General features: G+C 42.1%; 31 protein-coding genes. 28 read left to right on the top strand and 3 right to left on the bottom strand.

Translation table 11 applies throughout. The features are described 5' to 3' along the window. The first annotated feature begins 190 nt into the window (after window positions 1-190). Both OE749_RS17455 and OE749_RS17450 read left to right on the top strand, forming a co-directional pair. Window positions 191-1,027 carry an RHS repeat-associated core domain-containing protein gene (locus OE749_RS17455; protein ID WP_263713772.1) on the top strand — a complete coding sequence of 279 codons (837 nt, stop codon included), beginning with the start codon at window positions 191-193 and terminating at the stop codon, window positions 1,025-1,027. A gap of 36 nt (window positions 1,028-1,063) precedes the next feature. Next, window positions 1,064-1,402 (top strand): hypothetical protein, encoded by a 339-nt coding sequence (locus OE749_RS17450; RefSeq protein ID WP_263713771.1) that lies wholly within the window; start codon window positions 1,064-1,066, stop codon window positions 1,400-1,402. Window positions 1,403-1,612: 210 nt separating this feature from the next. Here OE749_RS17450 and OE749_RS17445 read toward each other — a convergent pair whose 3' ends face one another. Beyond that, window positions 1,613-1,750: a hypothetical protein gene (locus OE749_RS17445; protein ID WP_263713770.1), complete on the bottom strand. Its 138-nt coding sequence runs from the start codon at window positions 1,748-1,750 to the stop codon at window positions 1,613-1,615. On the opposite strand from OE749_RS17445, the gene OE749_RS17440 reads away from it, so the two are divergent. The 17 genes from OE749_RS17440 to OE749_RS17360 all read left to right on the top strand — a co-directional run bounded on the left by OE749_RS17440 (window position 1,712) and on the right by OE749_RS17360 (window position 13,979). Next, on the top strand, window positions 1,712-2,461 hold the full coding sequence (locus OE749_RS17440) for an RHS repeat-associated core domain-containing protein (RefSeq protein ID WP_318527898.1): 750 nt from the start codon (window positions 1,712-1,714) through the stop codon (window positions 2,459-2,461). The genes OE749_RS17445 and OE749_RS17440 overlap by 39 nt on opposite strands. 112 nt (window positions 2,462-2,573) lie before the next feature. Then, the gene (locus OE749_RS17435) at window positions 2,574-2,933 is read left to right on the top strand and encodes a hypothetical protein (RefSeq protein WP_263713769.1); all 360 of its coding nucleotides are present in this window, start codon (window positions 2,574-2,576) and stop codon (window positions 2,931-2,933) included. A gap of 235 nt (window positions 2,934-3,168) precedes the next feature. Next, window positions 3,169-3,960 (top strand): RHS repeat-associated core domain-containing protein, encoded by a 792-nt coding sequence (locus tag OE749_RS17430; protein WP_263713768.1) that lies wholly within the window; start codon window positions 3,169-3,171, stop codon window positions 3,958-3,960. A gap of 4 nt (window positions 3,961-3,964) precedes the next feature. After that, the gene (locus OE749_RS17425) at window positions 3,965-4,366 is read left to right on the top strand and encodes a DUF6334 family protein (protein ID WP_263713767.1); all 402 of its coding nucleotides are present in this window, start codon (window positions 3,965-3,967) and stop codon (window positions 4,364-4,366) included. A gap of 214 nt (window positions 4,367-4,580) precedes the next feature. Continuing rightward, window positions 4,581-5,354: an RHS repeat-associated core domain-containing protein gene (locus OE749_RS17420; RefSeq protein ID WP_318527897.1), complete on the top strand. Its 774-nt coding sequence runs from the start codon at window positions 4,581-4,583 to the stop codon at window positions 5,352-5,354. Window positions 5,355-5,692: 338 nt separating this feature from the next. Beyond that, the gene (locus tag OE749_RS17415; protein ID WP_263713766.1) at window positions 5,693-6,085 is read left to right on the top strand and encodes a hypothetical protein; all 393 of its coding nucleotides are present in this window, start codon (window positions 5,693-5,695) and stop codon (window positions 6,083-6,085) included. Between the two features lie 202 nt (window positions 6,086-6,287). Then, window positions 6,288-6,695, top strand: a complete 408-nt coding sequence (locus OE749_RS17410) for an RHS repeat-associated core domain-containing protein (protein WP_318527896.1) — start codon at window positions 6,288-6,290, stop codon at window positions 6,693-6,695. Beyond that, window positions 6,658-7,455 (top strand): HINT domain-containing protein, encoded by a 798-nt coding sequence (locus tag OE749_RS17405; RefSeq protein ID WP_263713765.1) that lies wholly within the window; start codon window positions 6,658-6,660, stop codon window positions 7,453-7,455. The genes OE749_RS17410 and OE749_RS17405 overlap by 38 nt, the downstream gene beginning before the upstream one ends. A gap of 4 nt (window positions 7,456-7,459) precedes the next feature. Next, window positions 7,460-8,152: a HEAT repeat domain-containing protein gene (locus OE749_RS17400; RefSeq protein WP_263713764.1), complete on the top strand. Its 693-nt coding sequence runs from the start codon at window positions 7,460-7,462 to the stop codon at window positions 8,150-8,152. A gap of 233 nt (window positions 8,153-8,385) precedes the next feature. Next, window positions 8,386-9,195 carry an RHS repeat-associated core domain-containing protein gene (locus OE749_RS17395; protein ID WP_318527895.1) on the top strand — a complete coding sequence of 270 codons (810 nt, stop codon included), beginning with the start codon at window positions 8,386-8,388 and terminating at the stop codon, window positions 9,193-9,195. A gap of 495 nt (window positions 9,196-9,690) precedes the next feature. Continuing rightward, a complete protein-coding gene (locus OE749_RS17390; RefSeq protein WP_263713761.1) occupies window positions 9,691-10,542 on the top strand; it encodes an RHS repeat-associated core domain-containing protein in 852 nt (283 codons plus the stop codon). Window positions 10,543-10,725: 183 nt separating this feature from the next. Beyond that, window positions 10,726-11,151, top strand: coding sequence for a hypothetical protein (locus OE749_RS17385; protein ID WP_263713760.1), 426 nt, complete (start codon window positions 10,726-10,728; stop codon window positions 11,149-11,151). Between the two features lie 184 nt (window positions 11,152-11,335). Continuing rightward, the gene (locus tag OE749_RS17380; protein ID WP_263713759.1) at window positions 11,336-12,103 is read left to right on the top strand and encodes an RHS repeat-associated core domain-containing protein; all 768 of its coding nucleotides are present in this window, start codon (window positions 11,336-11,338) and stop codon (window positions 12,101-12,103) included. A gap of 17 nt (window positions 12,104-12,120) precedes the next feature. Next, window positions 12,121-12,651 (top strand): hypothetical protein, encoded by a 531-nt coding sequence (locus OE749_RS17375; RefSeq protein ID WP_263713758.1) that lies wholly within the window; start codon window positions 12,121-12,123, stop codon window positions 12,649-12,651. Further along, window positions 12,632-12,985 (top strand): hypothetical protein, encoded by a 354-nt coding sequence (locus OE749_RS17370; RefSeq protein WP_263713757.1) that lies wholly within the window; start codon window positions 12,632-12,634, stop codon window positions 12,983-12,985. Before OE749_RS17375 ends, OE749_RS17370 begins: the two co-directional genes overlap by 20 nt. Before the next feature lie 150 nt (window positions 12,986-13,135). After that, window positions 13,136-13,504: a hypothetical protein gene (locus OE749_RS17365; protein WP_263713756.1), complete on the top strand. Its 369-nt coding sequence runs from the start codon at window positions 13,136-13,138 to the stop codon at window positions 13,502-13,504. Further along, entirely contained in the window at window positions 13,497-13,979 is a 483-nt protein-coding gene (locus OE749_RS17360) for a hypothetical protein (protein WP_263713755.1), read from the top strand. Before OE749_RS17365 ends, OE749_RS17360 begins: the two co-directional genes overlap by 8 nt. 216 nt (window positions 13,980-14,195) lie before the next feature. Here the strand turns inward: OE749_RS17360 and OE749_RS17355 are convergent, their stop codons facing one another. Further along, window positions 14,196-15,707, bottom strand: coding sequence for a Fic family protein (locus OE749_RS17355; RefSeq protein ID WP_263713754.1), 1,512 nt, complete (start codon window positions 15,705-15,707; stop codon window positions 14,196-14,198). Window positions 15,708-16,100: 393 nt separating this feature from the next. Between OE749_RS17355 and OE749_RS17350 the strand changes: the two genes are divergently transcribed. The 7 genes from OE749_RS17350 to OE749_RS17320 all read left to right on the top strand — a co-directional run bounded on the left by OE749_RS17350 (window position 16,101) and on the right by OE749_RS17320 (window position 21,490). After that, a complete protein-coding gene (locus OE749_RS17350) occupies window positions 16,101-16,574 on the top strand; it encodes a helix-turn-helix domain-containing protein (protein ID WP_263713753.1) in 474 nt (157 codons plus the stop codon). Next, entirely contained in the window at window positions 16,574-16,885 is a 312-nt protein-coding gene (locus OE749_RS17345) for a PIN domain-containing protein (protein WP_263713752.1), read from the top strand. Before OE749_RS17350 ends, OE749_RS17345 begins: the two co-directional genes overlap by 1 nt. 18 nt (window positions 16,886-16,903) lie before the next feature. Beyond that, complete coding sequence (locus OE749_RS17340) at window positions 16,904-17,140, top strand: hypothetical protein (RefSeq protein ID WP_263713751.1); 237 nt, start codon at window positions 16,904-16,906, stop codon at window positions 17,138-17,140. Window positions 17,141-17,643: 503 nt separating this feature from the next. Then, the gene (locus OE749_RS17335) at window positions 17,644-18,558 is read left to right on the top strand and encodes an acyl-CoA thioester hydrolase/BAAT C-terminal domain-containing protein (protein WP_263713750.1); all 915 of its coding nucleotides are present in this window, start codon (window positions 17,644-17,646) and stop codon (window positions 18,556-18,558) included. A gap of 211 nt (window positions 18,559-18,769) precedes the next feature. Then, the gene (locus OE749_RS17330) at window positions 18,770-19,369 is read left to right on the top strand and encodes an HNH endonuclease (protein WP_263713749.1); all 600 of its coding nucleotides are present in this window, start codon (window positions 18,770-18,772) and stop codon (window positions 19,367-19,369) included. Between the two features lie 258 nt (window positions 19,370-19,627). Continuing rightward, window positions 19,628-20,620, top strand: coding sequence for a hypothetical protein (locus OE749_RS17325; RefSeq protein ID WP_263713748.1), 993 nt, complete (start codon window positions 19,628-19,630; stop codon window positions 20,618-20,620). 63 nt (window positions 20,621-20,683) lie between these two features. Continuing rightward, a complete protein-coding gene (locus OE749_RS17320) occupies window positions 20,684-21,490 on the top strand; it encodes a DUF4097 family beta strand repeat-containing protein (protein ID WP_263713747.1) in 807 nt (268 codons plus the stop codon). A gap of 154 nt (window positions 21,491-21,644) precedes the next feature. On the opposite strand, the gene OE749_RS18625 is transcribed toward OE749_RS17320, so the two are convergent. Further along, window positions 21,645-21,716 carry a hypothetical protein gene (locus tag OE749_RS18625; RefSeq protein ID WP_404828204.1) on the bottom strand — a complete coding sequence of 24 codons (72 nt, stop codon included), beginning with the start codon at window positions 21,714-21,716 and terminating at the stop codon, window positions 21,645-21,647. Between the two features lie 35 nt (window positions 21,717-21,751). Between OE749_RS18625 and OE749_RS17315 the strand changes: the two genes are divergently transcribed. Next, a complete protein-coding gene (locus OE749_RS17315) occupies window positions 21,752-21,985 on the top strand; it encodes a hypothetical protein (RefSeq protein ID WP_263713746.1) in 234 nt (77 codons plus the stop codon). Window positions 21,986-22,403: 418 nt separating this feature from the next. Continuing rightward, the gene (locus OE749_RS17310) at window positions 22,404-22,886 is read left to right on the top strand and encodes a DUF3887 domain-containing protein (protein WP_263713745.1); all 483 of its coding nucleotides are present in this window, start codon (window positions 22,404-22,406) and stop codon (window positions 22,884-22,886) included. Window positions 22,887-22,954: the final 68 nt, after the last annotated feature.

Below are 22,954 nucleotides of genomic sequence, written 5' to 3'. Positions count from 1 at the left end.
TTTTTTTAGCAGTGTTTCTTTTTTATTAAGCTCTGTTGTCATGTAACCTATACCACATCGCCCCGCACTCGCGGGGCTGCCGTCGTCTCATTGACTGCTATGAAGGTTCCCTCTAACAAGCCATAATTGCCGCGTAAAAGTACAAGACAGCGAAGGCACACATTACAGTGTATATAGCCAAGACGGCGTATTGCTGTATCAAGACACCCCCGCAGGCGGCGTAAACAACATTTACTTGGGTAGTAAACTGATCGCCAAAGACGGCTTCATCCCCAACCCCGGCGGCACTCAAAATCACCGCCCCTACGGCAGCAGCATTGAAGGCGAAGCTGACGACATCGGCTATACCGGACGTAAATTCGACACCGACCTAGGGTTGAGTTATATGCAGGCACGATACTATGATCCAGTTATCGGGCGGTTTTATTCGAATGATCCGGTTGGGTTTATTAATGTACATACCTTCAATAGATATGCATACGCTAATAACAATCCGTACAAATATGTTGACCCTGATGGCAGATCTGCAAAGTTAGCTAGATCTGCATTCAATGTTGTTAGGGATGCTTCAAGAAATGGTTGGGATTTTAAAAGAGCAGGAAAAGATGAAATACAGAAGTTTGTAGATAATGCTACGACGCTAGCTGATGGTCAGTTTACTGCTGACGATGTATTTGCTGTTGTAGATTTATTTACGGGCTTTGGAGGAGAATCAAAAGATTTGGCAAATTCAATTCAAAAATTCTTTAAAAAGAGTGTTCCGAGTAATGCAAGGGATAGTGTTATAGGTAGGTCACTACCAAATGGAGGAGTTGCTGTACAAGCTAAATCTGATGGCATCGTTCCCGGCTCATCCGCTGTGTATGAGAAGCAAATAGGTGCAAATGGACAAACAATTCAAAATACCAAAACTACTTATCTACCAAATGGAAACATTGATACTGTTAAAAAAAAGATGCCCGGAGGTGGAGTCTTTAGAGTTAGTGGTAGAATTGAGTCTAAAAAATTAGATGAAAAACTAAATTAGTAGTAACTGATGCTAATAAAGCTAGGGGTATAAATAATGGAACGTTTGCAAGCGGTTCAGTTATTGATTGAATTTCCCGAAGATTTAGATGATGTTTCAAATAAGTTGTCTAAGTTCTGTTTTGATTATGATGGAGAACAAGTTGTTCTCACGTTAAAAGACGTTGCGAAAGCTCTTACATTGTTTATTAAAGGAGCGAAAACTGAAGATGAAATTGAGAAATGGGCAAACTTAATTGAGGGTAGAGAGGACATTGAATTTTTTGAAGAAGATGACGAAATACTAGACGAAGTTATGCACAAATTAGCCAACCCGTGCTTACAAGGCAAGTTAACTTTGGAATATTGCGAAGAGTTTTTGCATAAGTACGTCTGATTGAGTGAGCATTTATTAACCTCTTAATTTGAATCCAAGCCTCGCACTAGCGGGGCTGCGACCTTCTCATTGACTGCTATGAAGGTTCCCTCTAACAAGCCATAACTGCCGCGTAAAAGTACAAGACAGCGAAGGCACACACTACAGCGTATACAGCCAAGACGGCGTATTGCTGTATCAAGACACCCCCGCAGGCGGCGTAAACAACATTTATTTGGGTAGCAAAGTCTGGGAATTCCACTGATCGCCAAAGACGGCTTCATCCCCAACCCCGGCGGCACCCAAAATCACCGTCCATACGGCAGCAGCATAGAGGGCGAAGCCGACGACATCGGCTATACCGGACATAAATTCGACACCGACCTAGGGTTGAGTTATATGCAGGCACGATATTATGATCCAGTTATCGGGCGGTTTTATAGCAACGATCCTATAGGATTCAGAGATGTGCATAGCTTTAATAGATATGCGTACGCCAACAACAATCCTTATAAGTATGTTGACCCCGACGGGAAGGCTCCAAATCAAGCAGGAGTGGCGACGATTCAGTCTTTAAGAGATGAAGTAGCTAAATATGAAGCTGCTGGTCTCAATGGTGCGCAAGCGATGGCCGCCCTTTCAGCTAACAGAGCCGGAAATTCTAATCGATATTTATTCACTGACAATTTTGGATGGGTAGATTTACGGCACTTCGGTGCCGCAGCGGAGTTATCTTACGGAGTCGGCAGCGTGACCGCCGAGATTATGGGGCTGGGAGTTGAAATAGTTCAATACTTGAACGAGTCTGAGGGTGATTACCGTAGTGCTTTTTCACAAGAAGATTTGCCTAGTAATGCCGCAGGCGCAATGTTTGGTGATGATTATCTAAGTGGGGCAAAGGGGATCTCTTCCAGTTTAAATAGTTTCCTCGACGACGTTGGCGCAAGAGATCCTTCAGATCCAGTAGCAGGGACCGCTAACTTACCAGCGACTGATGCAGGTGGAGCCAGTAATGGATTTAGCGGTGTCTTTAGGGTTGCAGGAAGGATCGAGTCCAGAAAACTAGATGAACAAAACTAACTTTAGATGATTTGGGCTTTGTAAACTGCGATAAGTCATTTAGCTGGAGTTGGGTTTGGTTTTTACCTATCCCAGCTCGCCAAGATTTTTAATAAGTTGTTGGGTAACACTTATGATTAGATTGATACTGGTACTTTTCTTTTCTTTGAGCATACACTCATGTTCAAAAAACACAGAATTATCATCTGAACAAATGGAAAGCATTACCAAAGAAGCAGATACTGTTATGAGCACTAACAGTCTGTTAGGAGTAGAAATTGATACAACTGGCTACTCGGAAATTAGTGACTTAAATCCAAACAAAGTTTACGTTACTAAAGATGGAGTTTACATAGTACTAAGCTCAATGTTTGTATCTGAAAGCGGATTATTTGTTTCTGCAAAGACTTTCGATATTGATGCCGTTGAATCTGGAGATCCCTGTTATAAGTTTCTGGCTGATCGATTGTATCAATACAAAATTAAAGGTTAGCCTGATAAGTAAGAAATAAAAAAATAAGGTCAGTATAAATTTCTGACTCTCAAGTTAAATTTGGACAAATAGAAATTTTGCACTTTATTGAATCCAACCCTATAGCCTCGCACTCGCGGGGCTGCCACCGTCTCATTGACTGCTCTGAAGGTTTTCACTAACAAGCCATAACCGCCGCGTAAAAGTACAAGACAGCGAAGGCACACACTACAGCGTATACAGCCAAGACGACGTATTGCTGTATCAAGACACCCCCGCAGGCGGCGTAAACAACATTTACTTGGGTAGTAAACTGATCGCCAAAGACGGCTTCATCCCCAACCCCGGCGGCACCCAAAATCACCGTCCTTACGGCAGCAGCATAGAGGGCGAAGCCGACGACATCGGCTATACCGGGCATAAATTCGACACCGACCTAGGGTTGAGTTATATGCAGGCACGATACTATGATCCAGTGATTGGGCGGTTTTATTCGAATGATCCGGTTGGATATCGCGATGTTCTTAGTTTCAATCGCTATGCGTATGCTAACAATAACCCCTATCGATTTATTGACCCCACAGGAATGTGCTCTGAAGAGCAATCAGACTCTGAAATTTCTTGTCAAGCACAGGATGAATTAACTGATATATTAGAACCTCTAATGGAGGAGCTACTAAAAGCTCTAGATCTTGGAGTTGTGCCCGAAGGTGAGAGAGACCCAGATGGTGAGTTTGCGCATTCGGCTGACGAAAACTCTATAGGTGAAGAAGTTCTTGCTATTGGAATTATTGCGGCAAAAGCAAAACTAACTGGTGGCGGTAAGAAAAAAATTGGTAACTTAGGTGGTCTAAAAGATAAATCAGCTGCTGAAGCGTTTAAGCAAAGAGGTGGTGGGGCAAGCCAAGTAAACCAATTGGGGGAATATAGCTCGCTAACTGTAGGTCAACTTGCGAATATGGCTGCGGCAGGAGATAAAAAAGCAGAAACGGCGATGAAAATTATTAAGCAAGCATCCAAGAAATCCCAAAAATATGGAGGGAAATAAGGATATGATGGAGATTATTGATAAGTTAGTGGATAGCGGTGCGCCTTTAAGTAAAGTTGTAAGGCTCTACGACAAAGAGTTAGGCGATGACAATGGTGCTTTTGAGTTAACCTTTGCAGGCAATGTAATCTCGTTGCTTGCTATGGAAGATGATTCTATTAGCTTAATAATTGGAACTTTAGAAGAGTTAAACGACTTGTCAAAACAGGACGTTAGTAGATCAAATGTATGGAAAAGTGCTATTGGAAAGCCTTTGAGTTGGGGGTGGTTACTTACGAACAATCGAGGTTATTCTGATTCGATACAGCTGCACTTTTCTGATGGTATCTTTGATATGGGGTTCACTCTACAGCTTTTAGTTGAATGTTCGTCCTTAAAAATTCGAGCAGTAATTGACATAGAGTGAATCAACTCAGTAATTGAATCCAAAGCCCCGCACTCGCGGGGTTGTCACCGTCTGACTACTGCCTCTGACAATTTTCACTAACAAACCATAACCGCCGCGTAAAAGTACAAGACAGCGAAGGCACACATTACAGCGTATACAGCCAAGACGGCGTATTGCTGTATCAAGACACCCCCGCAGGCGGCGTAAACAACATTTAATTGGGTAGCAAAGTCTGGGAATTCCACTGATCGCCAAAGACGGCTTCATCCCCAACCCCGGCGGCACCCAAAATCACCGTCCTTACGGCAGCAGCATAGAAGGCGAAGCCGACGACATCGGCTATACCGGACATAAATTCGACACCGACCTAGGGTTGAGTTATATGCAGGCACGATACTATGATCCAGTCATAGGTCGTTTCTATTCGAATGATCCGGTTGGTTCAATTGAACACTTAGGAGGTCCGGGCGGGGCTCATGGATTCAATCGCTATGCATATGCTAATAACAACCGGTACAAATATGTTGACCCTGATGGAGAAGAAGTTAGGGCCGTATACAATATTGATACTGGTGTTCTTATTATGAGAGATAGAAATACAGGACAAAGAATAAGAGTAAGTGCTGAGTCTGGAGGCAAGCCTTTTGGAGCGCCTATCGAAGTAGGCGTATACGACATTTTGTGCACTCCAAGAGAGAACTTTTTCCGGCTAGAGCCTCTGGATGTGGTCTATGGTAATGATACTCATGATGCAACAGGCAGAGACTTGTTTAGGCTTCATGAACCGGGCCTAACCATCGGGTGTATAGCCGCTAAAGGTGATGAAGATTGGTCTCAAGTTAATGATATGCTGAGTCAGACATCAACTAGCGAAGTGACGGTAAATAGTAAATCTAGGAATCCGTTTGCTAGTTCGACGGAATCGTCTACAAGATTTGGCCAGTTGAAAGTCGTAAAAGTGAGTGGACGAATAGAATCTCAAAAGCTTAAAGAACAGGATCGGTAGCGCTATGCAAAAATTTGCTCTAACTATCACGTCTTTAGCAACGCTCTGCTCTATCGGGTATTTTTCGTTAATAGCTTTTGATATGTCTGTAATGGTATCGAAGAATTGGAGGCACGACCAGCTTTTGCTTTTACAAACTAGCACTGTTGTAAGCGCTATTTCTTTGCTCGTGGCTACTTCGTTAGTAAGTTACTTTCTTAAATCAAATTCAAAGAGTGTAATTTTTGGCTTAAATTTTACACTTCTCTTGGCCTGGTTATTTTTACTAATTTTTGGAATGATAGGAATAATTAACTAACTGTTACTAATCCTGATCACATAATGAGTAAGGTGTTTCCATGATTAAGCTTATTCTGTTAATTTTTTTTAGCTTAGTTAGTTTTGGCTGCAATGCAACGAGTTGTGTAATTAGTGAAAAATCTATAATTGAACAAAGTAAAGTATATAAAAGCCTTGTTCATATAGAGGTAACTAAAAATAACTCTTTGCTAACGATTGTTTTAAATGCACCTCACGAAATTCGAGGTAATGGAATAACAGGTGTTATTTTGCACAAAGAGATAAATGACTATGGCGACAATGGTTTTTCTATTCCGTTGAGGTTTACAGTTGAAGAGGATAAAGCGATAGCTTGGTTTAACATTGATAAAAAAACGGCAAAGCACATTTTTTTATCACTCGATTATGGCGAAGACTGCGGTATATCAATTCAGTATAGTATTCCTCTCTAATTTGTATCCAAGCCCCGCACTAGCGGGGCTGCCACCGTCTGACTATTGCCCTCTGACAATTTTCACTAACAAGCCACAACTGCCGGTTAAAAGTACAAGACAGCGAGGGCACACACTACAGCGTATATAGCCAAGACGGCGTATTGCTGTATCAATACACCCCCGCAGGCGGCGTAAACAACATTTACTTGGATAACAAAGCCTGAGAATTCCACTGATCGCCAAAGACGGCTTCATCCCCAACCCCGGCGGCACCCAAAATCACCGCCCTTACGGCAGCAGTATAGAAGGCGAAGTCGACGACATAGGCTATACCGGACATAAATTCGATACCGACCTAGGGTTGAGTTATATGCAGGCACGATACTATGATCCAGTCATAGGTCGTTTCTATTCGAATGATCCGGTTGATGCTCTAGAGCATATGGGCTCTCACAATGGGATTCATGGCTTTAACCGCTACTTATACGTTAATAACAATCCTTATAAGTATACTGATCCTAATGGGGAGTTCTTAGACACTATCATTGATGTTGCTCTAATTGCATATGATTTGGGCGACATGGCAGTTAATGGTGTTAACGAGACTAATTCAGCTTCTTTGGGCTAATGTTGCTGGAGCATTAATACCGGGGGCTACAGGCTTGGGGCTGGCAGCGAGAGCTGGTAAAGCTGGCAAAAGATCGTGTTGTCTCGTAGCGGGAACTCAAGTTCTAACTGAAGACGGCTATAAAAACATAGAAGACGTTAAGCTTGGTGAAAAGTTATGGGCAAAAGACGTTGAAACTGGTGAGCAGGATTGGAAGCCTGTAGTTAAAATATTTAACGAACCTGATCGCGGTATCTATGAAATTAAACTCCAAGGAAAAGATGGTTTCATTCAAAAAATTGAAGCTACAGATGATCATCCGTTTTGCGTCGTAGACTCTGGATGGAAAACAACCATTGAGCTTAATGATGGTGACTACATAGAGACTGACGGTAACGGCCCTATGAAAGTTATTAGTGTAGTTGACGAAAAACGTCAGGCTCTTACATATAATTTCACCGTTGCGGATTTCCATACTTATTATGTGACCAAGTGTAACCTAGATATGAAATCTGGTGGTATGGGTGAGAGTACAAAAGGAAAATTTGACGATGTGAAGGATACGATTAATAGCATTGCTAATAGTGGTGATAAAGAAGCAATGGAGTGTGCGCGATGCAATCTTAAAACTAGTTTGAAAACTAGTTTGAAAACTAGGCGAGCCGATCGTAAAAGAACAAGAAATAAGAATGATAAAAGTGGAGTTGAACACCAGAAAAGAATCAAAATGGAAGATGAAGGTTTACAGAGAAATGAGCGAAAGCTTAAGGAAATAGATTAAAAAAATGGATAAAGAGAAAATAAAAAGACTTTCTTTTATCGAATTGAGAGAAATGTTTCTCAATAATGAATTTGTAGAGGATTTAGAAGAAAGGCATGACGCTATATGTTCTCTACATAATAAAATGGAAGACGTTCGAGATTTAATTCCATTACTGTTAGAAAATGATAAAAATTGTCAAGTGGTAGCAACTTTTATAGCCACACAAGAAGGAGATGGTGCCAAGCCTATATTTTCCCCATATATATTTGACCTATTAGAATCACCATGGGAAGAAGTAAGAGATGAGGTTTGTGATTGTTTCTTTAATTGTGATCCAAATGAGGAGCAGATTGTATCATTAATCAAGCATCTTAAAGATCCGTCTGAGAGAATTAGGTTGAGGGTTATTTCGGTTTTATGTCGTCTTTCAACGGAAAAGTTACTAGCTATTCATAAATACATTGTTGGTTTAAGCAACTATAAAGATTTAGCTGAAAATATGAACTTACTTGTAAATAGCTTAAATGTACAATGTGATTTTGAGTATCTAAAAAAACAAATGAGAGCTAGCAACGAAAATGTAAAAGTATTTTCGTATGTTAGTACTTACAAGCTTTACGGAAATAGCGAAGAGTTATCTCAGATTGTGAACATATCAAACTCAGAGGATATTAGATTTCACCATGAAATTTACTTTTCTGAGGATGAAGACTAATTCCGAAAAATAGTGTTGATTCAGGTTAATATTTGCATCCAAAGCCTCGCTCTCGCGGGGCTGTCTCCGTCTGACTATTGCCTCTGACGATTTTCACTAACAAGCCATAATTGCCGCTTGAAAGTAAAAGACAGCAAGGGAACACATTACAGCGTATACAGCCAAGACGGCGTATTGCTGTATCAAGACACCTCCGCAGGCGGCGTAAACAACATTTACTTGGGTAGCAAAGTCTGGGAATTCCACTGATCGCCAAAGACGGCTTCATCCCCAACCCCGGCGGCACCCAAAATCACCGTCCTTACGGCAGCAACATAGAAGGCGAAGCCGACGACATCGGTTATACCGGACATAAATTCGACACCGACCTAGGGTTGAGTTATATGCAGGCACGATACTATGATCCCGTTATCGGGCGTTTTTATTCGAATGATCCGGTTGGGTTCGATAGTGTTCATAACTTCAATCGCTACACGTATGCTAATAATAATCCATATAAATATATTGATCCTGATGGAAAAGACGCAGTCGCGATACAAGTTGACTTGGATTTGGTTGGTGCTCCTATATTCAACGCTTTGGTGCCCACGGGCGGGGGACTATCGGGTGGAGTCGTAGTTCAGTTTGAACCTCGTATTCCATCTTTTAGTGATGTATTTAATGCAGTGGCTGAAAGTCCTTTTAGCCCAGGTACTGCAATCCTCGATTCATTTCTTAATGTCGAAGGAGTAGGTTTGATTGGCAGTTACAGAGGGTCAGCAGGATTCGATATATCGTTAGGTGTAGCGTTCGAATACACTTTCGGTTCTGCGAGCGATTTTGGCGGAACATCTACTCAGCTTGAAATCGGCCAAGGACCAGGTTCTATATCAGGCTCCTTTTTCGATACTGCGCAGGGTACAGGCATTCCTAGTTGTAAAGGAGCAGGTGGCTTTGAACTCGGTGTTAGCCCTTTACCTGCTAGTTTTTCAGTTAGTAGAGAAGTTACAGGTATATATCGTGTCTTTGGAAGGCTAGATTCAAAAAAGTTAGCTGAAGAGTAAGTCGATTATTTATTTTTTGATGTCGTTGCTGCAAAGAGGTAAGTTGGTCATCTCACTAAATTATATTGTTTTGCAGTAGTAGCTATCAATCCATGAAAATTAATGGCCAAAATTGGGTGAGGAATATACAAAAAATGATATTTGATCGGTTAGCAAATTTTAAACGAGCGCAATATTCAATATCGAAAAAACAGAAAAATGTTATCAGGGTTACGTTTGTTATTGCCGTTAAAGCAATGTTTGTTTGTATGTACTTTGGAATTTCTTGGTTCTGGGTTATTCCATTTGGGATTTTTCATCTGGTTGCATATAGACTATTTAAATAGCCTGGATGCTTTTGACCCCAATTTAATCCAACCACATTGCCCCGCACTCGCGGGGCTGTCACCGTCTGACTATTGCCTCTGACAATTTCCACTAACAAGCCATAATTGCCGCGTAAAAGTAAAAGATAGCAACGGCACACATTACAGCGTATACAGCCAAGACGGCGTATTGCTGTATCAAGACACCCCCGCAGGCGGCGTAAACAACATTTACTTGGGTAGTAAACTGATCGCCAAAGACGGCTTCATCCCCAACCCCGGCGGTACGCAAAATCACCGCCCCTACGGTAGCAGCATAGAAGGCGAAGCCGACGACATCGGCTATACCGGGCATAAATTCGACACCGACCTAGGGTTGAGTTATATGCAGGCACGATACTATGATCCAGTTATCGGGCGTTTTTATTCGAATGATCCGGTTGATGTTTTAGAGCATATGGGCACTCACAACGGGATTCATGGCTTTAACCGTTATGCATACGCCAACAACAATCCGTATAAATACACTGACCCTGATGGCCGCGAAGTTAGAGTTGCGCATGTTTCTCCAGGATTTGGTCTGGGAGCTGCGGGGCATACTTTCCTTGGTAGTGGAAATAAAGCTTATTCTACTGCGATTAACATTAGTGGAGTAGGCACTGGAGACTTTGATTCTGCTGTTCAAAGCTATCTAGATAGTGGTAGGGATGCCACAATGTTTACGCTAGAAGGGAGCGATTCTCAAACGATGGAGAGTGTTGTTAATGCCATACTTGCTGATTATGATCCGGGTGCCTATTTCCCGATAGGTAATAATTGTTCTGATATGGTTATTGACGTCTTGAATGAAGCTGGTGCAATGGAAGGTAATACATCAGTTATGGGGAAAGTAACTCCAAATGGTACGGCTAACTCCCTTACTTCAGTAAGTGGCTATATGACGAAAGAGTTTGAAAGTAATAAAGGTTCAGGTTTAGTAAAAGGGATTCAAGTGCATAGAGTTAGTGGTCGAATCGAATCTAAAAAATTAGAAAGCCATTAAGATATTATTGATATGAATAAGAAACTTTTTTTTCGACTGCTATTGATATTTGTATTTTTTATCATTTTTCTCTATTTAGCATCAATGCCAATTAATAGCGATGTATTTAACTAGAAAAGGGCTTGAACTATAGAGCCTTAGAAGGTGTCACATCCAAGCTAGTCAACGTAATAAAAGGTAGTTATGCAAGAATTCATCGTTTTACTGGTAAAACTGCTGGTATCGATAGCAGTTGCGGCAATTGTTATACTTTTCCTGTTTGTTTATTTCACATCAATTGATGAAGCCCATCAACATGGGCAGCATTATGGATTCAGGATTGGTGACTCTAAGTCCAAAGTTTATAGCAAAATGTCGCAAAATCTTAGCAGGATCTATAAAAAAGATACTACTGATAAGTATCGAGTTAATTTGTTTGATGAAAATCAAATGGAACCCAAGCGAATACACTCAGATTTCGGATTGGGTGATAAAAAAGAGTTTGATTTATCTGATAAGTGGGTTGTCTTATTTGATTCCAAGTTCTTTTTCGACAATGTTACTTTGATTTTTTGTGATAAAAAACTTTGCGCCGTTAAAAGACAAAGGCACTTTTTGGAATATCCCTAATCAAGTTGAAGAGGAATAAAAAGAGTTAGAGTTAGCCGATTTTCGAGTCAATAGCCCCGCACTAGCGGGGCTGCGACCTTCTCATTGACTGCTCTGAAGGTTCCCACTAACAAGCCATAACCGCCGCGTAAAAGTACAAGACAGCAAGGGAACACACTACAGCGTATATAGCCAAGACGGCGTATTGCTGTATCAAGACACCCCCGCAGGCGGCGTAAACAACATTTACTTGGGTAGTAAACTGATCGCCAAAGACGGCTTCATCCCCAACCCCGGCGGCACCCAAAATCACCGTCCTTACGGCAGCAGCATAGAAGGCGAAGCCGACGACATCGGCTATACCGGACATAAATTCGACACCGACCTAGGGTTGAGTTATATGCAGGCACGATACTATGATCCAGTCATAGGTCGTTTCTATTCGAATGTTCCGGTTGATGCTCTAGAGCATATGGGCTCTCACAATGGGATTCATGGCTTTAACCGTTATGCATACGCCAACAACAATCCGTATAGATACACAGATCCAGATGGCAGAGAAGACAGCCCTTTGGCTCGCTTGGAAGAGCAATCCGTTGAGGATCTTCAGAACGAAAAAATAGATAGGAACGAATTCGAGCAACAGGCTTCTGAAAGAGTTGAAGCGGCGGAAGTTGCTTCTATTGCTATCCCTGGCATGGCTGCCGTAAAAGCGACTATAAAGACTGTTACCACAGTCCAAAAGGTCAAAAAGGGATTCGATAAACTTTCTAAAAATGGTCAGAAAGAAATTAAAAATCAAGTTGCTGCAGCTCTTATGGAAATCGCGGCAATTGAGATGCAAGGTGGATTTGGTGATAATGAGCTTACCGATGGTAAACTAAATGGTGATAGGCAAAGGGCCGAAAGAAAATTACGTCCTAAAGCAAAAAAACCATTAACTAGGTTCAGAAAATACTTTGAACTTAAGTAAGGCCAAGACTTAATACTATGCAAAACGCTAACTTAACTGCGAATAAAGTGATACTTAAAGGGATATTTATATCTCTGTTTATATTTTGTTTATTACTTTTCATTTTCAGTTGGTTTGGTGTTTCGGCGTTACTGGCAATACCAGCATCACTTTGTTTAACGCTGCCGATTTTATTCTTAGCTCGTATTTTGAAAGCTTTTAATAGGAAACGTAAACTCAGAGATTTTCTATCGATTACAATATTCGATAAGGTTGATACACCATTAATAGAAGTTAATCCTGATGAATGGTTCAAAGGATTGTTGCTCTTTAGGGATGTGAAAGATGTTTGCTTTATCCAGCTCGATGAAGTTTATTTAAGGATAAAATTACCTGCCACTTATCCATCTAAGACTATCTTATTGCACAAAGATAAAATCGCCGATATTAAATATCCGAGCATTTCAAGCAATTTACATGAGTTTGCGACGTTGCATCTAAGAAACAACAGTATTGGTCTTTTATCTATTCCTTGGAACAGTGAACTAAATGAAAAATTTTATAGCTAAAATCAAAAAAAGATGGAGTATTAGAAAGTCAATTAAGTATGTCAGTAAGTGCAATCAGAACAAAGTCGCCAAAAAACACTACCTGAAAATTAGTACTGTTGAGTCTGCGCTCCTCGATTATGGTGATACACGTTTTAAGCTTCATGTCCTTGCATTTTTTTGCTCGAAGAAAGCTTTTGATATTCACTGTGAAGAATTTGGATTAGTTGCAGATTATTATGATTACAAGAGTGAAAGTGTTGAAGCTTACAGTATGTTGCCATCAGGCACTTCCCAAGAATTAACTCATGATAATGAAATGTATGGTGCTGAAACCAATTCGGATAGTCATTAATTGACTAATGGACACCCACTCTTTTCGAATCCAAAGCCTCGCACTCGCGTGGCTGTCGTCGTCTCATTGACTGCTCAGACAATTTTCACTAACAAGCCATAACCGCCGCGTAAAAGTACAAGACAGTAAAGGCACACACTACAGCGTATAATGGAGGAGCTATTAAAAGCTCTAGATCTTGGAGTTGTGCCCGAAGGTGAGAGAGACCCAGATGGTGAGTTTGCGCATGAGGCAGACGCGAATTCTGTAGGTGAAGAATTATTAGCAATTGGTATATTGGCAGCTAAATCGAAGCTAAATGGTAAAAAAGGAGGTCTACGTAAAAAGCCTAGTTCGCTTGGAAATGCTAAAGGCACGGATGCGCTTCGAAGAGAAAACAAACAAGTTAGAGATGCAGCAAATGCCGTTGGTGGCTTGACGAAAGAGCAGAAAAACAAGCTTCACCAAGAAATTAGCGGACAGGGGTATGATTATCATACTATTGTTGAAACAGCTGAGGAGATCAAAGGTGGTGGCTAATAGTCAAAAATTAAAAGAAGCACTACAAAACCTAGTTGGATTGGAGTGTTCGAATTGTGTCTGGGGTGAAGGTGCAGGGTCTGCTGTCAAGTTTAGCTTTACTATCAATGATGACTTACAGAAAGAGAAGAGTTGGCAAGAATCTGAGCTAAGAAATGAACTAATGGTTTACTGTGCGTGGAGGCTTGTTTCCAATTCATTAGGCACTTTTTCATGGAGAGATATTGGCATTCGAGATGATGCACTAGCTAAAGCACTAGAGTCACTTTTGACACAAAGAATTGTTGAAGTAGATTACGACTCAGAAAGTCACGATTTCAATATTATATTTGAAAACAATACAACGCTTTGTGTTTTTTGCGATATTTCAAACGATTATGAGAGTGATGAAAACTATATTTTCTTTGGTAATTCAGAAATTCTATATGTTGATTGTTTTGGGGAGTTTCAAACTGAACAATATGATAAACGCTGATATATTAATAAATACCTGAACCCAAAGCCCCGCACTAGCGGGGCTTTGGGTTTACAGTCGCAGGTGTGCTAGCTAAAGCGTGGTATAGAGCTTAAAAGGTAGGTTCATTTTCAGGGGCTTTATCACCAGAAAATTGCAGTAACATTGTATTAATCTTAATAATTTGAGCCTCAATAAATCAGTATTTTGGGCGGTTCTAGTAACTTACTGCCTCACTTAAAGTAATGACGCTAAGAACTTAGTAAAAGGCACAATATCTTGGTTAACGCTGGCAGCTTCCAATGTCTGCATATATTCATCGCGTCGTTCAACAGGTACAACCGTCCAAGGGTAACCGCCTGAGGCCATCATTAAATTCATAATAAACCTGCCCATCCTGCCGTTACCATCAAAGTAAGGGTGAATGTAAACGAAAAGAAAGTGCCCCAGTACAACTCTGACTGCTGCATTTTCCTCTTCGGCGATTAAGTCGAATAGTGTCGGCATCATATCGCGAACCGCTTCTCGGCTAGGTGGCGTATGCATAGATTGGCGAATATAGACAGGCCCTGAGCGGTAACCGGCCAAGTCTGATTGCTTAATGATACCGGCCGCAACACTTGGGCTAAATAAAGTCAAAAACCAATCACTATGTGCTTGTTCTAACACATCACCAGGATTTTTGCCTTCTAACACTGTTCGAACGGACTTTTTAACTTCCTGAAACGCATCCCAATAACCTTTGGCAGCCATAGCGTCTAAGTGTTTTTTACTCTCGTTAGCGCTCTCCGTTTGCCAGTTGCCAGAGCGAACCAGTTCAATCAATTCGCGAGTAACACGATAGCCTTCAATAGACAATGAGTGGTAGGCATCGGTGACGAATTTATCTTCCACTTCGGCCATGTAAGCTTTGATATCGATTGCTTTACTTGCGTCCGATGGAAAATGCGCGATAACATCTTCTCGCATTTGTGCCCACATCAATCGCGTGCGATTCACATAGGGGGAAGCTTCTCTACGACCAAAGTGTACCTGCAACTTCTCAGCGAAAGGATCTTCTTCTTGTACTTTAAAATCGGCCGCCTGCATGCCTTTTATTATATTATCTGCGATTAGGTCTCGACCAATATTCCTAAAAGCGCCTGCTATGCGGCCGGCAATCACGCTGTGGTTACCTGCGAGTAAAACAGACAACACATCAGACGCATCTGTCACCATGGATAAAGCGGTACGCATTCGGATTGGTGAAGTTTGAAACTGATTCGCTGAACAATAGATCAAAGCGGAGGGCAGACTGTAAATGTTAAGCCCTTCTAAGTTTTCAATGTGTTCAACATTAGGCATGTTCAATCTGACATCAAAAATCGAAGTGTTGTGCAAAAAGGCAGTGGGCTTGTTATTCCCTTTCGGTGATCGGACGAGCAATTGTTGAGGAACTGTTTTATCACCGATATGCAGGCTAAGCGACTGCTCAGGCGATAGACACCAAGACTTGTCGAACCGCTCTGACAAATAAGCAGCACAGAAATCCCAAAAGGAGGTATACCACGAGGTACTATCGCCCGGCTTTTCATCGGGCATCGCTGGTATGTACCAGCCTCGGATAACTTCGCGAATAAACCCGTGCTTCAGTAACCGTTCGCGATGCACTCGGCTAAGTTGCTTTGACTGTATCGCAACAACTCCTGCTTCCTGAAGTTGTTTTAATTGTTCAAGCGAATCTGCTAGTTTTTGTGATATACCGTTCATATTCGCTCCCAACTATTACTTAAAATGCTTTTCTGAACTATGTTTTATTCTATAGGTTTTAGTGTTATATCATTTATAGGTTTAAGTGCAACCTTTATTATAGGTTTTAATGCTTAATTAACGTTAGGTTTTATTGTTTTCTCGAACAGCAAAGGCACACATTACAGCGTATACAGCCAAGACGGCGTATTGCTGTATCAAGACACCCCCGCAGGCGGCGTAAACAATATTTATGCTAGATGACGATGCAGATATCCGACACGTGCAAGTGACGCTGGGGAAGTTTATACAGATCATTTCGTTTATTTCGAATAACATTGCTGCTTTCGACTATTTCGTTTATATTTTCAATTACGGTTCGCAGTATTTAAGACCGTAATGGAGAAATTGACAATGATGACCAACAGACAATATGACAACGTGTTTAGCCCAACAGAGCATGATGTAGATCTCGCTAAAGCGGGCTTACCTGTGCTTGCCCAAATACTAGGCCGCCATAAACAAGAGCAGGATTTTGATGAACGTATTGAGTTCATTGATGAACAAGGTGAGCAAATCGTACTGCCTGCTTCTGCTTTAGAATTGCTCAAAACGATCTTGATACAAATGGCCAAGGGCAATGCGATGACATTGATGCCCATTCATGCTGAGCTGACTACACAGCAAGCCGCTGACATATTGAATGTATCAAGACCCTATCTGGTGAAACTGCTTGAACAAGGTGATATCCCTTTCGTGAAAAAAGGAGCTCATAGACGTGTTCGATTTGAAGACATTCAAACTTATAAGGCTAGAATCGATAGTCAACGACTCGAAGCGTTGGATGAGTTGACAAAGCAGGCACAAGAGTTAGATATGGGATACTAATGCGCTTTACGGCTTTACTGGATGCCAACATCTTATACCCCGCACCTCTTCGTGATTTGTTCATGCGTTTAGCTGTGTCAGATATTTTTGCAGCTCGATGGACTGAACGAATTCACGATGAATGGATGAGAAATGTGCTAACGAACCGGCAAGATCTGACCAGAGAACAGTTAGAGCGAACAAAATTTCTAATGAATAGTCATGTTAGAGATTGTCTTGTAGAAGATTTTGAACAGCTAGAAGCGGGGTTGCAGCTGCCAGACAAAGACGACCGTCATGTACTTGCTGCTGCCATTAAGCGTAACGCTTAGGTTATTGTAACGTTCAACTTGAAAGATTTTCCTGCTAATGAGCTAAACAAATGGGGTATCGAAGCAATTAGCCCAGATGATTTTGTACGTTTTAAACTCGACCTTAATCCTGGTTTAGTCTGTCAGGTCATTAAACGTCACCGTAAAGCACTTAAAAATCCACCTAAAACAATTGCTGAATACCTTGATACGCTAGAAGCAAATGGCCTTGTTATTACCGCCGCAGAGTTGCGCGGATTTGCGGGAAACTTATAAAACTATGATCATTTTAAACATCAATGACGAACGTATTGCTGTATCAAGACACCCCCGCAGGCGGTGTAAACAACATTTACTTGGCTAGCAAAGTCTGGGCATTCCACTGATCGCCAAAGACGGCTTCATCCCCAACCCCGATGGTACCCAAAATCACCGTCCTTACCGCAGCAGTATAGAAGGCGAAGTCGACGACATAGGCTATGCCGGACATAAATTCGACACAGACATAGGGTTGAGTTATATGCAGGCGCGATACTACGCTCCCGTGATTGGGCTACGTTTTTGCACGTTGGTTAATCCGAATTGTGTTAGTTACATGGCCTACTGCCCATACTGAAATCGGATTGGAGCTGCATCTTAATAGGTAAGTGATAAGTATGCTGGTTCAGTCTGGGGGTAATGTTCTTCCACATTCTCCCCCTGTTACAATTTCCACCTTGAATCTCGTAAACCCAATCATATAAGCTGGCAAAGCAATCATTGGATGAAAGGGAGTTTCTATGGTCAAGGTACTGAAATATAGCGGTTTAGGCCTTCTGGGTGTATTGGTATTGCTAATCGGTTTCTTATTTGGTGCGCCGATGTTTTTTGATGCCAGCGTGTTACCGAAGAATTATGGTCAAGTCGACACGCGCCTGTATGCCAACGGAAGTGCTAACCAACCCTTACTGGTTTTCTTTGGCGGCAGTGAAGGCGGAAACGGTATGACCCTTGCCAGAAGAGCAGCCGAGCGCCAACAATACCTAGATGCCGGATATGCTATGCTGGCGATAGGGTATTTTGGTCTTGAAAATACGCCAGCGAGTTTAGACCGAATCTCTCTCAATGCCATTTATCAGGAGATTGAAAAAGCGCGCCATGCGCCAAATATCAATTCACGTTGTGTGGCCGTATTGGGAGGTTCAAAAGGAGCCGAGCTGGCTCTTACGCTAGCGTCATACTTCCCCACAATAAAGGGGGCAGTAGCATTTGCAGGGAGCCATATTGTGTACGCGGGCACCAGTTTGTATGCAAACGGCGAGGCATCGTCTTTTATGTTTAATGATAAACAAGTCCCGTTTGTGCCATTACCTTCAAAAATTATTCCTTCGATATTGATGGGCGATTTTCGGCGCGCATATGAAATCACAATGGAAGATCACGCGGCTGTCGAGCAGGCCAGAATCAAAGTTGAAAATATTCAAGGTCCGATTTTATTGGTGTCGGGTGAATATGATCATGTGTGGCCGTCGAAAGAAATGTCTGATGAAGTGATGAAAAGGTTAGGCGAGCATGAATTTTCTTTTGCTCATGAGCATATTGTTGTGCCCGAGGGTAATCATTTTCAGCCTCAAAAAGAATATCACTCGCAGGCAATTGAATTTTTAAATACCCACTTTTTACCTACATGTGGCGATCATGTTGCGAGGAACTGAGCAATCGAAAGTGCAGAAGTTGTGCCGCCACGACGCAGAATTAGGTGAGTTTTTCTCTTTTCTGTGATTAAGCAACTACACTCTTTAGAAGCGAAGTACAGTGATATATCTCAGTACGCATGCTTGCTAAGGCAGTGGTTGACTTCATTTTGTCATATTTGTCGCTAACACTGATGAAGGTATTACTTTAATCGCAGGTGATGGAGTAGACATGTATATATTAAAACTGAATCAAAGTGCGCAACCTGTTGAGTGGATTAGTGTCGAGGAAGCCTGTCGTCAGTATTGCTTAGGCAATGTTATGTTCGAGCTAGGTCAGAGTAAAAAGTTATTGCTGGGTGGTACCAATAAAGAAGGAGAACAAAGCCGCCTGAATATTGCCTCAATTATTGGCTGTAGGGGAAAGGTGACTCGTAACGTTGGATATATTCCTTTGCGCAATCGATGGCTCTTTGCAAGAGATGATCATACGTGCTTGTATTGTGGGCGGCGCTTTAAAAGCGGACAGCTCACGATGGATCATATTATTCCTCGTTCTCGAGGGGGCAGGAAAAATTGGACCAATGCCGCCACAGCCTGCAAACGTTGCAATGTCATTAAAGGGGCGCGTACACCAGAAGAAGCGGGTATGGCGCTCATTGCCGTGCCATTTAAGCCCAATCAGTATGAACAGCTTTTTTTACGTAATCACCGGATTTTGCCAGACCAAGTTGACTATTTGTGTGGTCAATTTTCACCGCGTAGAAACTGGTTGCGCCGAGGCATCGATACGCCGAGCATGTTAACTGAAAACCAGCAACAAATAGCGTAAATGTGGCAAGAAATCGTGTGACAACCAAATGGATGTAGATCTGATTGGCAAAACTGTCACATTTTAGTGAGTCTCACCTATTGTTTTCGTCAAATCATTAAATCTCTCTTCTGCATTTTTTAACGTATTGAAATATATAGAAAAAATAATTGGCCTATCTCTTGCTGATTCAACAGATACACGCCATGATGCACAGCGTATTCGCGCGACAAATAGGCACACGGCGCATACTGGGAAAGAACGACAAAGGGGAAGGGTATGTATACAGATGATGATTTAAACAGAGCGGTAGAAGAACGCGTATTTACATCGGAGTCCGTTGCGGCTTTTAGGCAGTTTATCGCGTCAACGCGACATGTGCCGCATGCGGATGAAGAAGGGTTCAGATTGCTATCTGGGTTCAATGATTTTTTTGTGTTGATAGCAAGTGGCTTAATGCTAGTGTCGGCCGTGCTCTTGCTCGGTGGCGTGTCTCCAACCTTGGCGGCAACAGTTTGTGCTGTGTTAGCGTGGGGACTGGCAGAATTTTTTGTACGTAAACGCAGAATGGCTTTACCTGCAATCGGTTTACTCGTGGCGTTTATTGCGTCTGTTGGAGCCATTCCGCTGACATTAACACCAACGCCGACAAGTTCACAACTCTTGTTAGCGGCTGTGCTGGCTATGGTGGCTGCGTTTGTGCATTGGAAGCGCTTTAGTGTGCCAATAACCGTTGCCGCGGGTATCACCGCTGTGGGCGCAGCGGTTGTTGGGGCTATGTTTAGAATGTGGCCAATGCTAGAAGACTTCGTGTTACCGATTATGGCAATACTTGGTATTCTCGTGTTTGCATTGGCAATGTATTGGGATAGCAAAGATACGCAGCGCATTACCCGTGCTAGCGACGTAGCGTTTTGGCTTCATTTGGTCGCCGCACCGCTGATTGTTCACCCAGTATTTTCTTCATTAGGTCTATTAGAAGGGCACGCGAGTGTAGCGGCTTCACTCGTTGCTGTAGCGTTATACGTTGGCTTGGCACTGGTATCTATCGCAGTCGATCGCCGCGCCATAATGGTCTCGTCGTTAGTATATTTGATCTATGCCTTCTCAGGTGTGCTGGAAAATTACGGTTTGGTCAGTTACAGCTTCGCCTTAACAGGCATGCTAGTGGGAGCAACACTGCTTATTTTGTCTGCATACTGGGCGAAGAGCCGCAATACTATACTGGCGATGATGCCGATGCCAATTACGAAATATTTACCCACAGCATAAAAAATGGATTGTGATTTAAACCTTTTCAATCTTATTGGCGACAAAAATAAAAAATGAGGGAAAATGATGAAAACTTTACTGACTTATGGAATGGGTATTGCGGCGCTATCAATGACGGTGGCCGCAAACGCATGGGACTCAGAAATGCGTCAAGAACTGACGCTTGACGCCAAGGCGCTTTCTACTTTACGAGTTGATGCAGCAGCGGGTTATTTAACTATTCGCGGCGATAAAAAAGCGACGGATGTATCTGTGGTGGCAACCTTAGTAGGAGATGATCCCGAGCAGGGAGAGTATCGCCTGAGCCTGAGAAAAGACGCTGATGATGCTGTGTTGGTTGCCAAAATCATAGATGATAACGACGATGTTCGCATGATTAATCTGGATGTTGTGGTGCCGGCAACGTTCAAACTCTATATTGAAGATGGCTCTGGTGACATCAATATAGATGAAATTGAAAATGATATTGAAGTACACGACGGCTCAGGCAAAATCGCGCTACAAACAATCGCGGGTGATATTCAAATCAATGACGGTTCAGGAGATATCTCAGCGAATGTCATTACAGGTGATTTGGATATTGAAGATGGATCAGGTGGCATAGATTTACGCGTTATCACGGGCGACATCAAACTAGATGATGGCTCAGGCTCAATAGACATTGAAGTGGTAACAGGCAATATCTCTATCGATGATGGGTCTGGTAGCATCAATGTCAGCACGGTAACCGGAAGTGTAGAAGTAGATGATGCTAGCGGCGATATTTATGTGGATACCGCTACCTCTTTTACTTTGCTTGATGACGGTTCTGGTAAGGTACGCTTGCATAACGTTGACAGCGAAAATGTCATGAATAGCAGGTTAAAATAGTTCTGGTGAGGTCAAGTGAATTGAATTGCTTGGCCTCATTTGAAAAGTTAATGTGATTAGATCAGGATCGCCTGAAATTAACAGTGTGAGATGGATTCGTTACCATTTAATCTGATACTGTCAAAAACTGAGCCCCCGCTAAACGGGCAGCAGCTTATGTTCGTGGTGGCACATTTGCTTTTACAGCCAAATGCTCAAGATATTGCTCAACGTAATTATCATCCAATGATGAGCGTTGACGCTTTCCATACCAGTGAATAAATGATGAAATCCAGTGGGAGCCGGTCAAACCATCTTGGTGAAGCTGGTTGGTTTACGCTTCCTTACAGTGGTGTTTGGGGAATAATTTCTTCTCAGTATCATCAGGCTTCGAAGGCTGAAGATCATCGTATATGGATTGCACCGCATTTACCGGTATCCCTATCATCTGCGAGCTATTTTTCGGGTGAAGATCCTGCTATGAAGCAGGTAATTAACGTCATTAAAAAGCCATAAATACACTAAAACAATAATGCCGCGTTGAATCATATAGGCTGGTACAATGCGGCGTTAGAAATGAATCATACGACATTCAACCTCACCTTGCGCAAATTGTCACTGAAAATAAGAAATCGCTCGCTAGCTCGCTCTGCTTGTTTGGCGCATACGAGTAAACCATCTCAGTGGTAGCCTTTGATTTTGAAAAAATCGCAGACAATTCTGGCTTCATGCAAGAGGAGGCCAAAATTAGTAATTCTAAATCGAACCTCATTGTGAACGCAGTATTTCTGGTGGTTATATTTGGGATGTTCTGGTATTGTGGCAATTAATAAAAAAGCAAAAAAACACGTCGAAACAGCTACATAGCGGTGGCACCGCTATGTTACTACCCGTTAAGTAATAGTTTGCGCTTATTTTTAATTTAAAGGATTTTATGAAAAGTATTTACGCAACAATCATCGTGTTATTGGTAGCAAATTTAGTTGCAACTATATGGTTTGGGGTAGAGAGAAATTCCTTACCAACAACGCAAATTGAATCGAAGAATGCACTACCCGAACATATAGACAAACATGTAAGAGATGAGCTTTATGAACGATTCGTAAGTGCATATAACGACCGCGATTACAATGCTGTATACGATCTATTTAGTGATTCTTCTAAGGCGCAAATAGACAAAAAGGACATCTTGAAAACTATGGATGAGTTGGTTGAATACTTCGATTCAATTATTCAGGGAGGTTTCAGTCATTCAGAATTTCTTGGACATCAAGGTGATACGAAGCAGTTCAGGCTCGTTTACCCGGTCAAGTTCTCAGAGAATAGTAAGTTCGGAACATCTGGTAAGCTATACGTCACACTAGCAGTGAGAGGTGGTGAGCATGAGGTGTGGGGATTCAATTTACGTTCAGAGTAAGGGAGCTATCAAAGTCTGCTCACTCGCTCACTTTGTTCCATAGGGCAAACAAATCGTACTTTTGGAAG

This window comes from Fluctibacter corallii (genome assembly GCF_025751585.1).
In the GTDB taxonomy this organism is placed as follows: Bacteria; Pseudomonadota; Gammaproteobacteria; order Enterobacterales; family Alteromonadaceae; genus Fluctibacter_A; species Fluctibacter_A corallii.
This window is presented reverse-complemented; position numbering and strand designations above follow the sequence as displayed.

What these genes read in the sequence shown, in the direction of transcription:
- OE749_RS17415 (WP_263713766.1), top strand. Translation starts at nt 5,693, where the DNA reads ATGATTAAGCTTATTCTGTTAATTTTTTTTAGCTTAGTTAGTTTTGGC.
- OE749_RS17375 (WP_263713758.1), top strand. Translation starts at nt 12,121, where the DNA reads ATGCAAAACGCTAACTTAACTGCGAATAAAGTGATACTTAAAGGGATA.
- OE749_RS17330 (WP_263713749.1), top strand. Translation starts at nt 18,770, where the DNA reads ATGTATATATTAAAACTGAATCAAAGTGCGCAACCTGTTGAGTGGATT.
- OE749_RS17370 (WP_263713757.1), top strand. Translation starts at nt 12,632, where the DNA reads ATGAAAAATTTTATAGCTAAAATCAAAAAAAGATGGAGTATTAGAAAG.
- OE749_RS17425 (WP_263713767.1), top strand. Translation starts at nt 3,965, where the DNA reads ATGATGGAGATTATTGATAAGTTAGTGGATAGCGGTGCGCCTTTAAGT.
- OE749_RS17435 (WP_263713769.1), top strand. Translation starts at nt 2,574, where the DNA reads ATGATTAGATTGATACTGGTACTTTTCTTTTCTTTGAGCATACACTCA.
- OE749_RS17400 (WP_263713764.1), top strand. Translation starts at nt 7,460, where the DNA reads ATGGATAAAGAGAAAATAAAAAGACTTTCTTTTATCGAATTGAGAGAA.
- OE749_RS17345 (WP_263713752.1), top strand. Translation starts at nt 16,574, where the DNA reads ATGCGCTTTACGGCTTTACTGGATGCCAACATCTTATACCCCGCACCT.
- OE749_RS17405 (WP_263713765.1), top strand. Translation starts at nt 6,658, where the DNA reads ATGGTGTTAACGAGACTAATTCAGCTTCTTTGGGCTAATGTTGCTGGA.
- OE749_RS17350 (WP_263713753.1), top strand. Translation starts at nt 16,101, where the DNA reads ATGATGACCAACAGACAATATGACAACGTGTTTAGCCCAACAGAGCAT.
- OE749_RS17355 (WP_263713754.1), bottom strand. Translation starts at nt 15,707, where the DNA reads ATGAACGGTATATCACAAAAACTAGCAGATTCGCTTGAACAATTAAAA.
- OE749_RS17315 (WP_263713746.1), top strand. Translation starts at nt 21,752, where the DNA reads ATGATGAAATCCAGTGGGAGCCGGTCAAACCATCTTGGTGAAGCTGGT.
- OE749_RS17450 (WP_263713771.1), top strand. Translation starts at nt 1,064, where the DNA reads ATGGAACGTTTGCAAGCGGTTCAGTTATTGATTGAATTTCCCGAAGAT.
- OE749_RS17445 (WP_263713770.1), bottom strand. Translation starts at nt 1,750, where the DNA reads ATGTCCGGTATAGCCGATGTCGTCGGCTTCGCCCTCTATGCTGCTGCC.
- OE749_RS17335 (WP_263713750.1), top strand. Translation starts at nt 17,644, where the DNA reads ATGGTCAAGGTACTGAAATATAGCGGTTTAGGCCTTCTGGGTGTATTG.
- OE749_RS17385 (WP_263713760.1), top strand. Translation starts at nt 10,726, where the DNA reads ATGCAAGAATTCATCGTTTTACTGGTAAAACTGCTGGTATCGATAGCA.
- OE749_RS17365 (WP_263713756.1), top strand. Translation starts at nt 13,136, where the DNA reads ATGGAGGAGCTATTAAAAGCTCTAGATCTTGGAGTTGTGCCCGAAGGT.
- OE749_RS17310 (WP_263713745.1), top strand. Translation starts at nt 22,404, where the DNA reads ATGAAAAGTATTTACGCAACAATCATCGTGTTATTGGTAGCAAATTTA.
- OE749_RS17320 (WP_263713747.1), top strand. Translation starts at nt 20,684, where the DNA reads ATGATGAAAACTTTACTGACTTATGGAATGGGTATTGCGGCGCTATCA.
- OE749_RS17325 (WP_263713748.1), top strand. Translation starts at nt 19,628, where the DNA reads ATGTATACAGATGATGATTTAAACAGAGCGGTAGAAGAACGCGTATTT.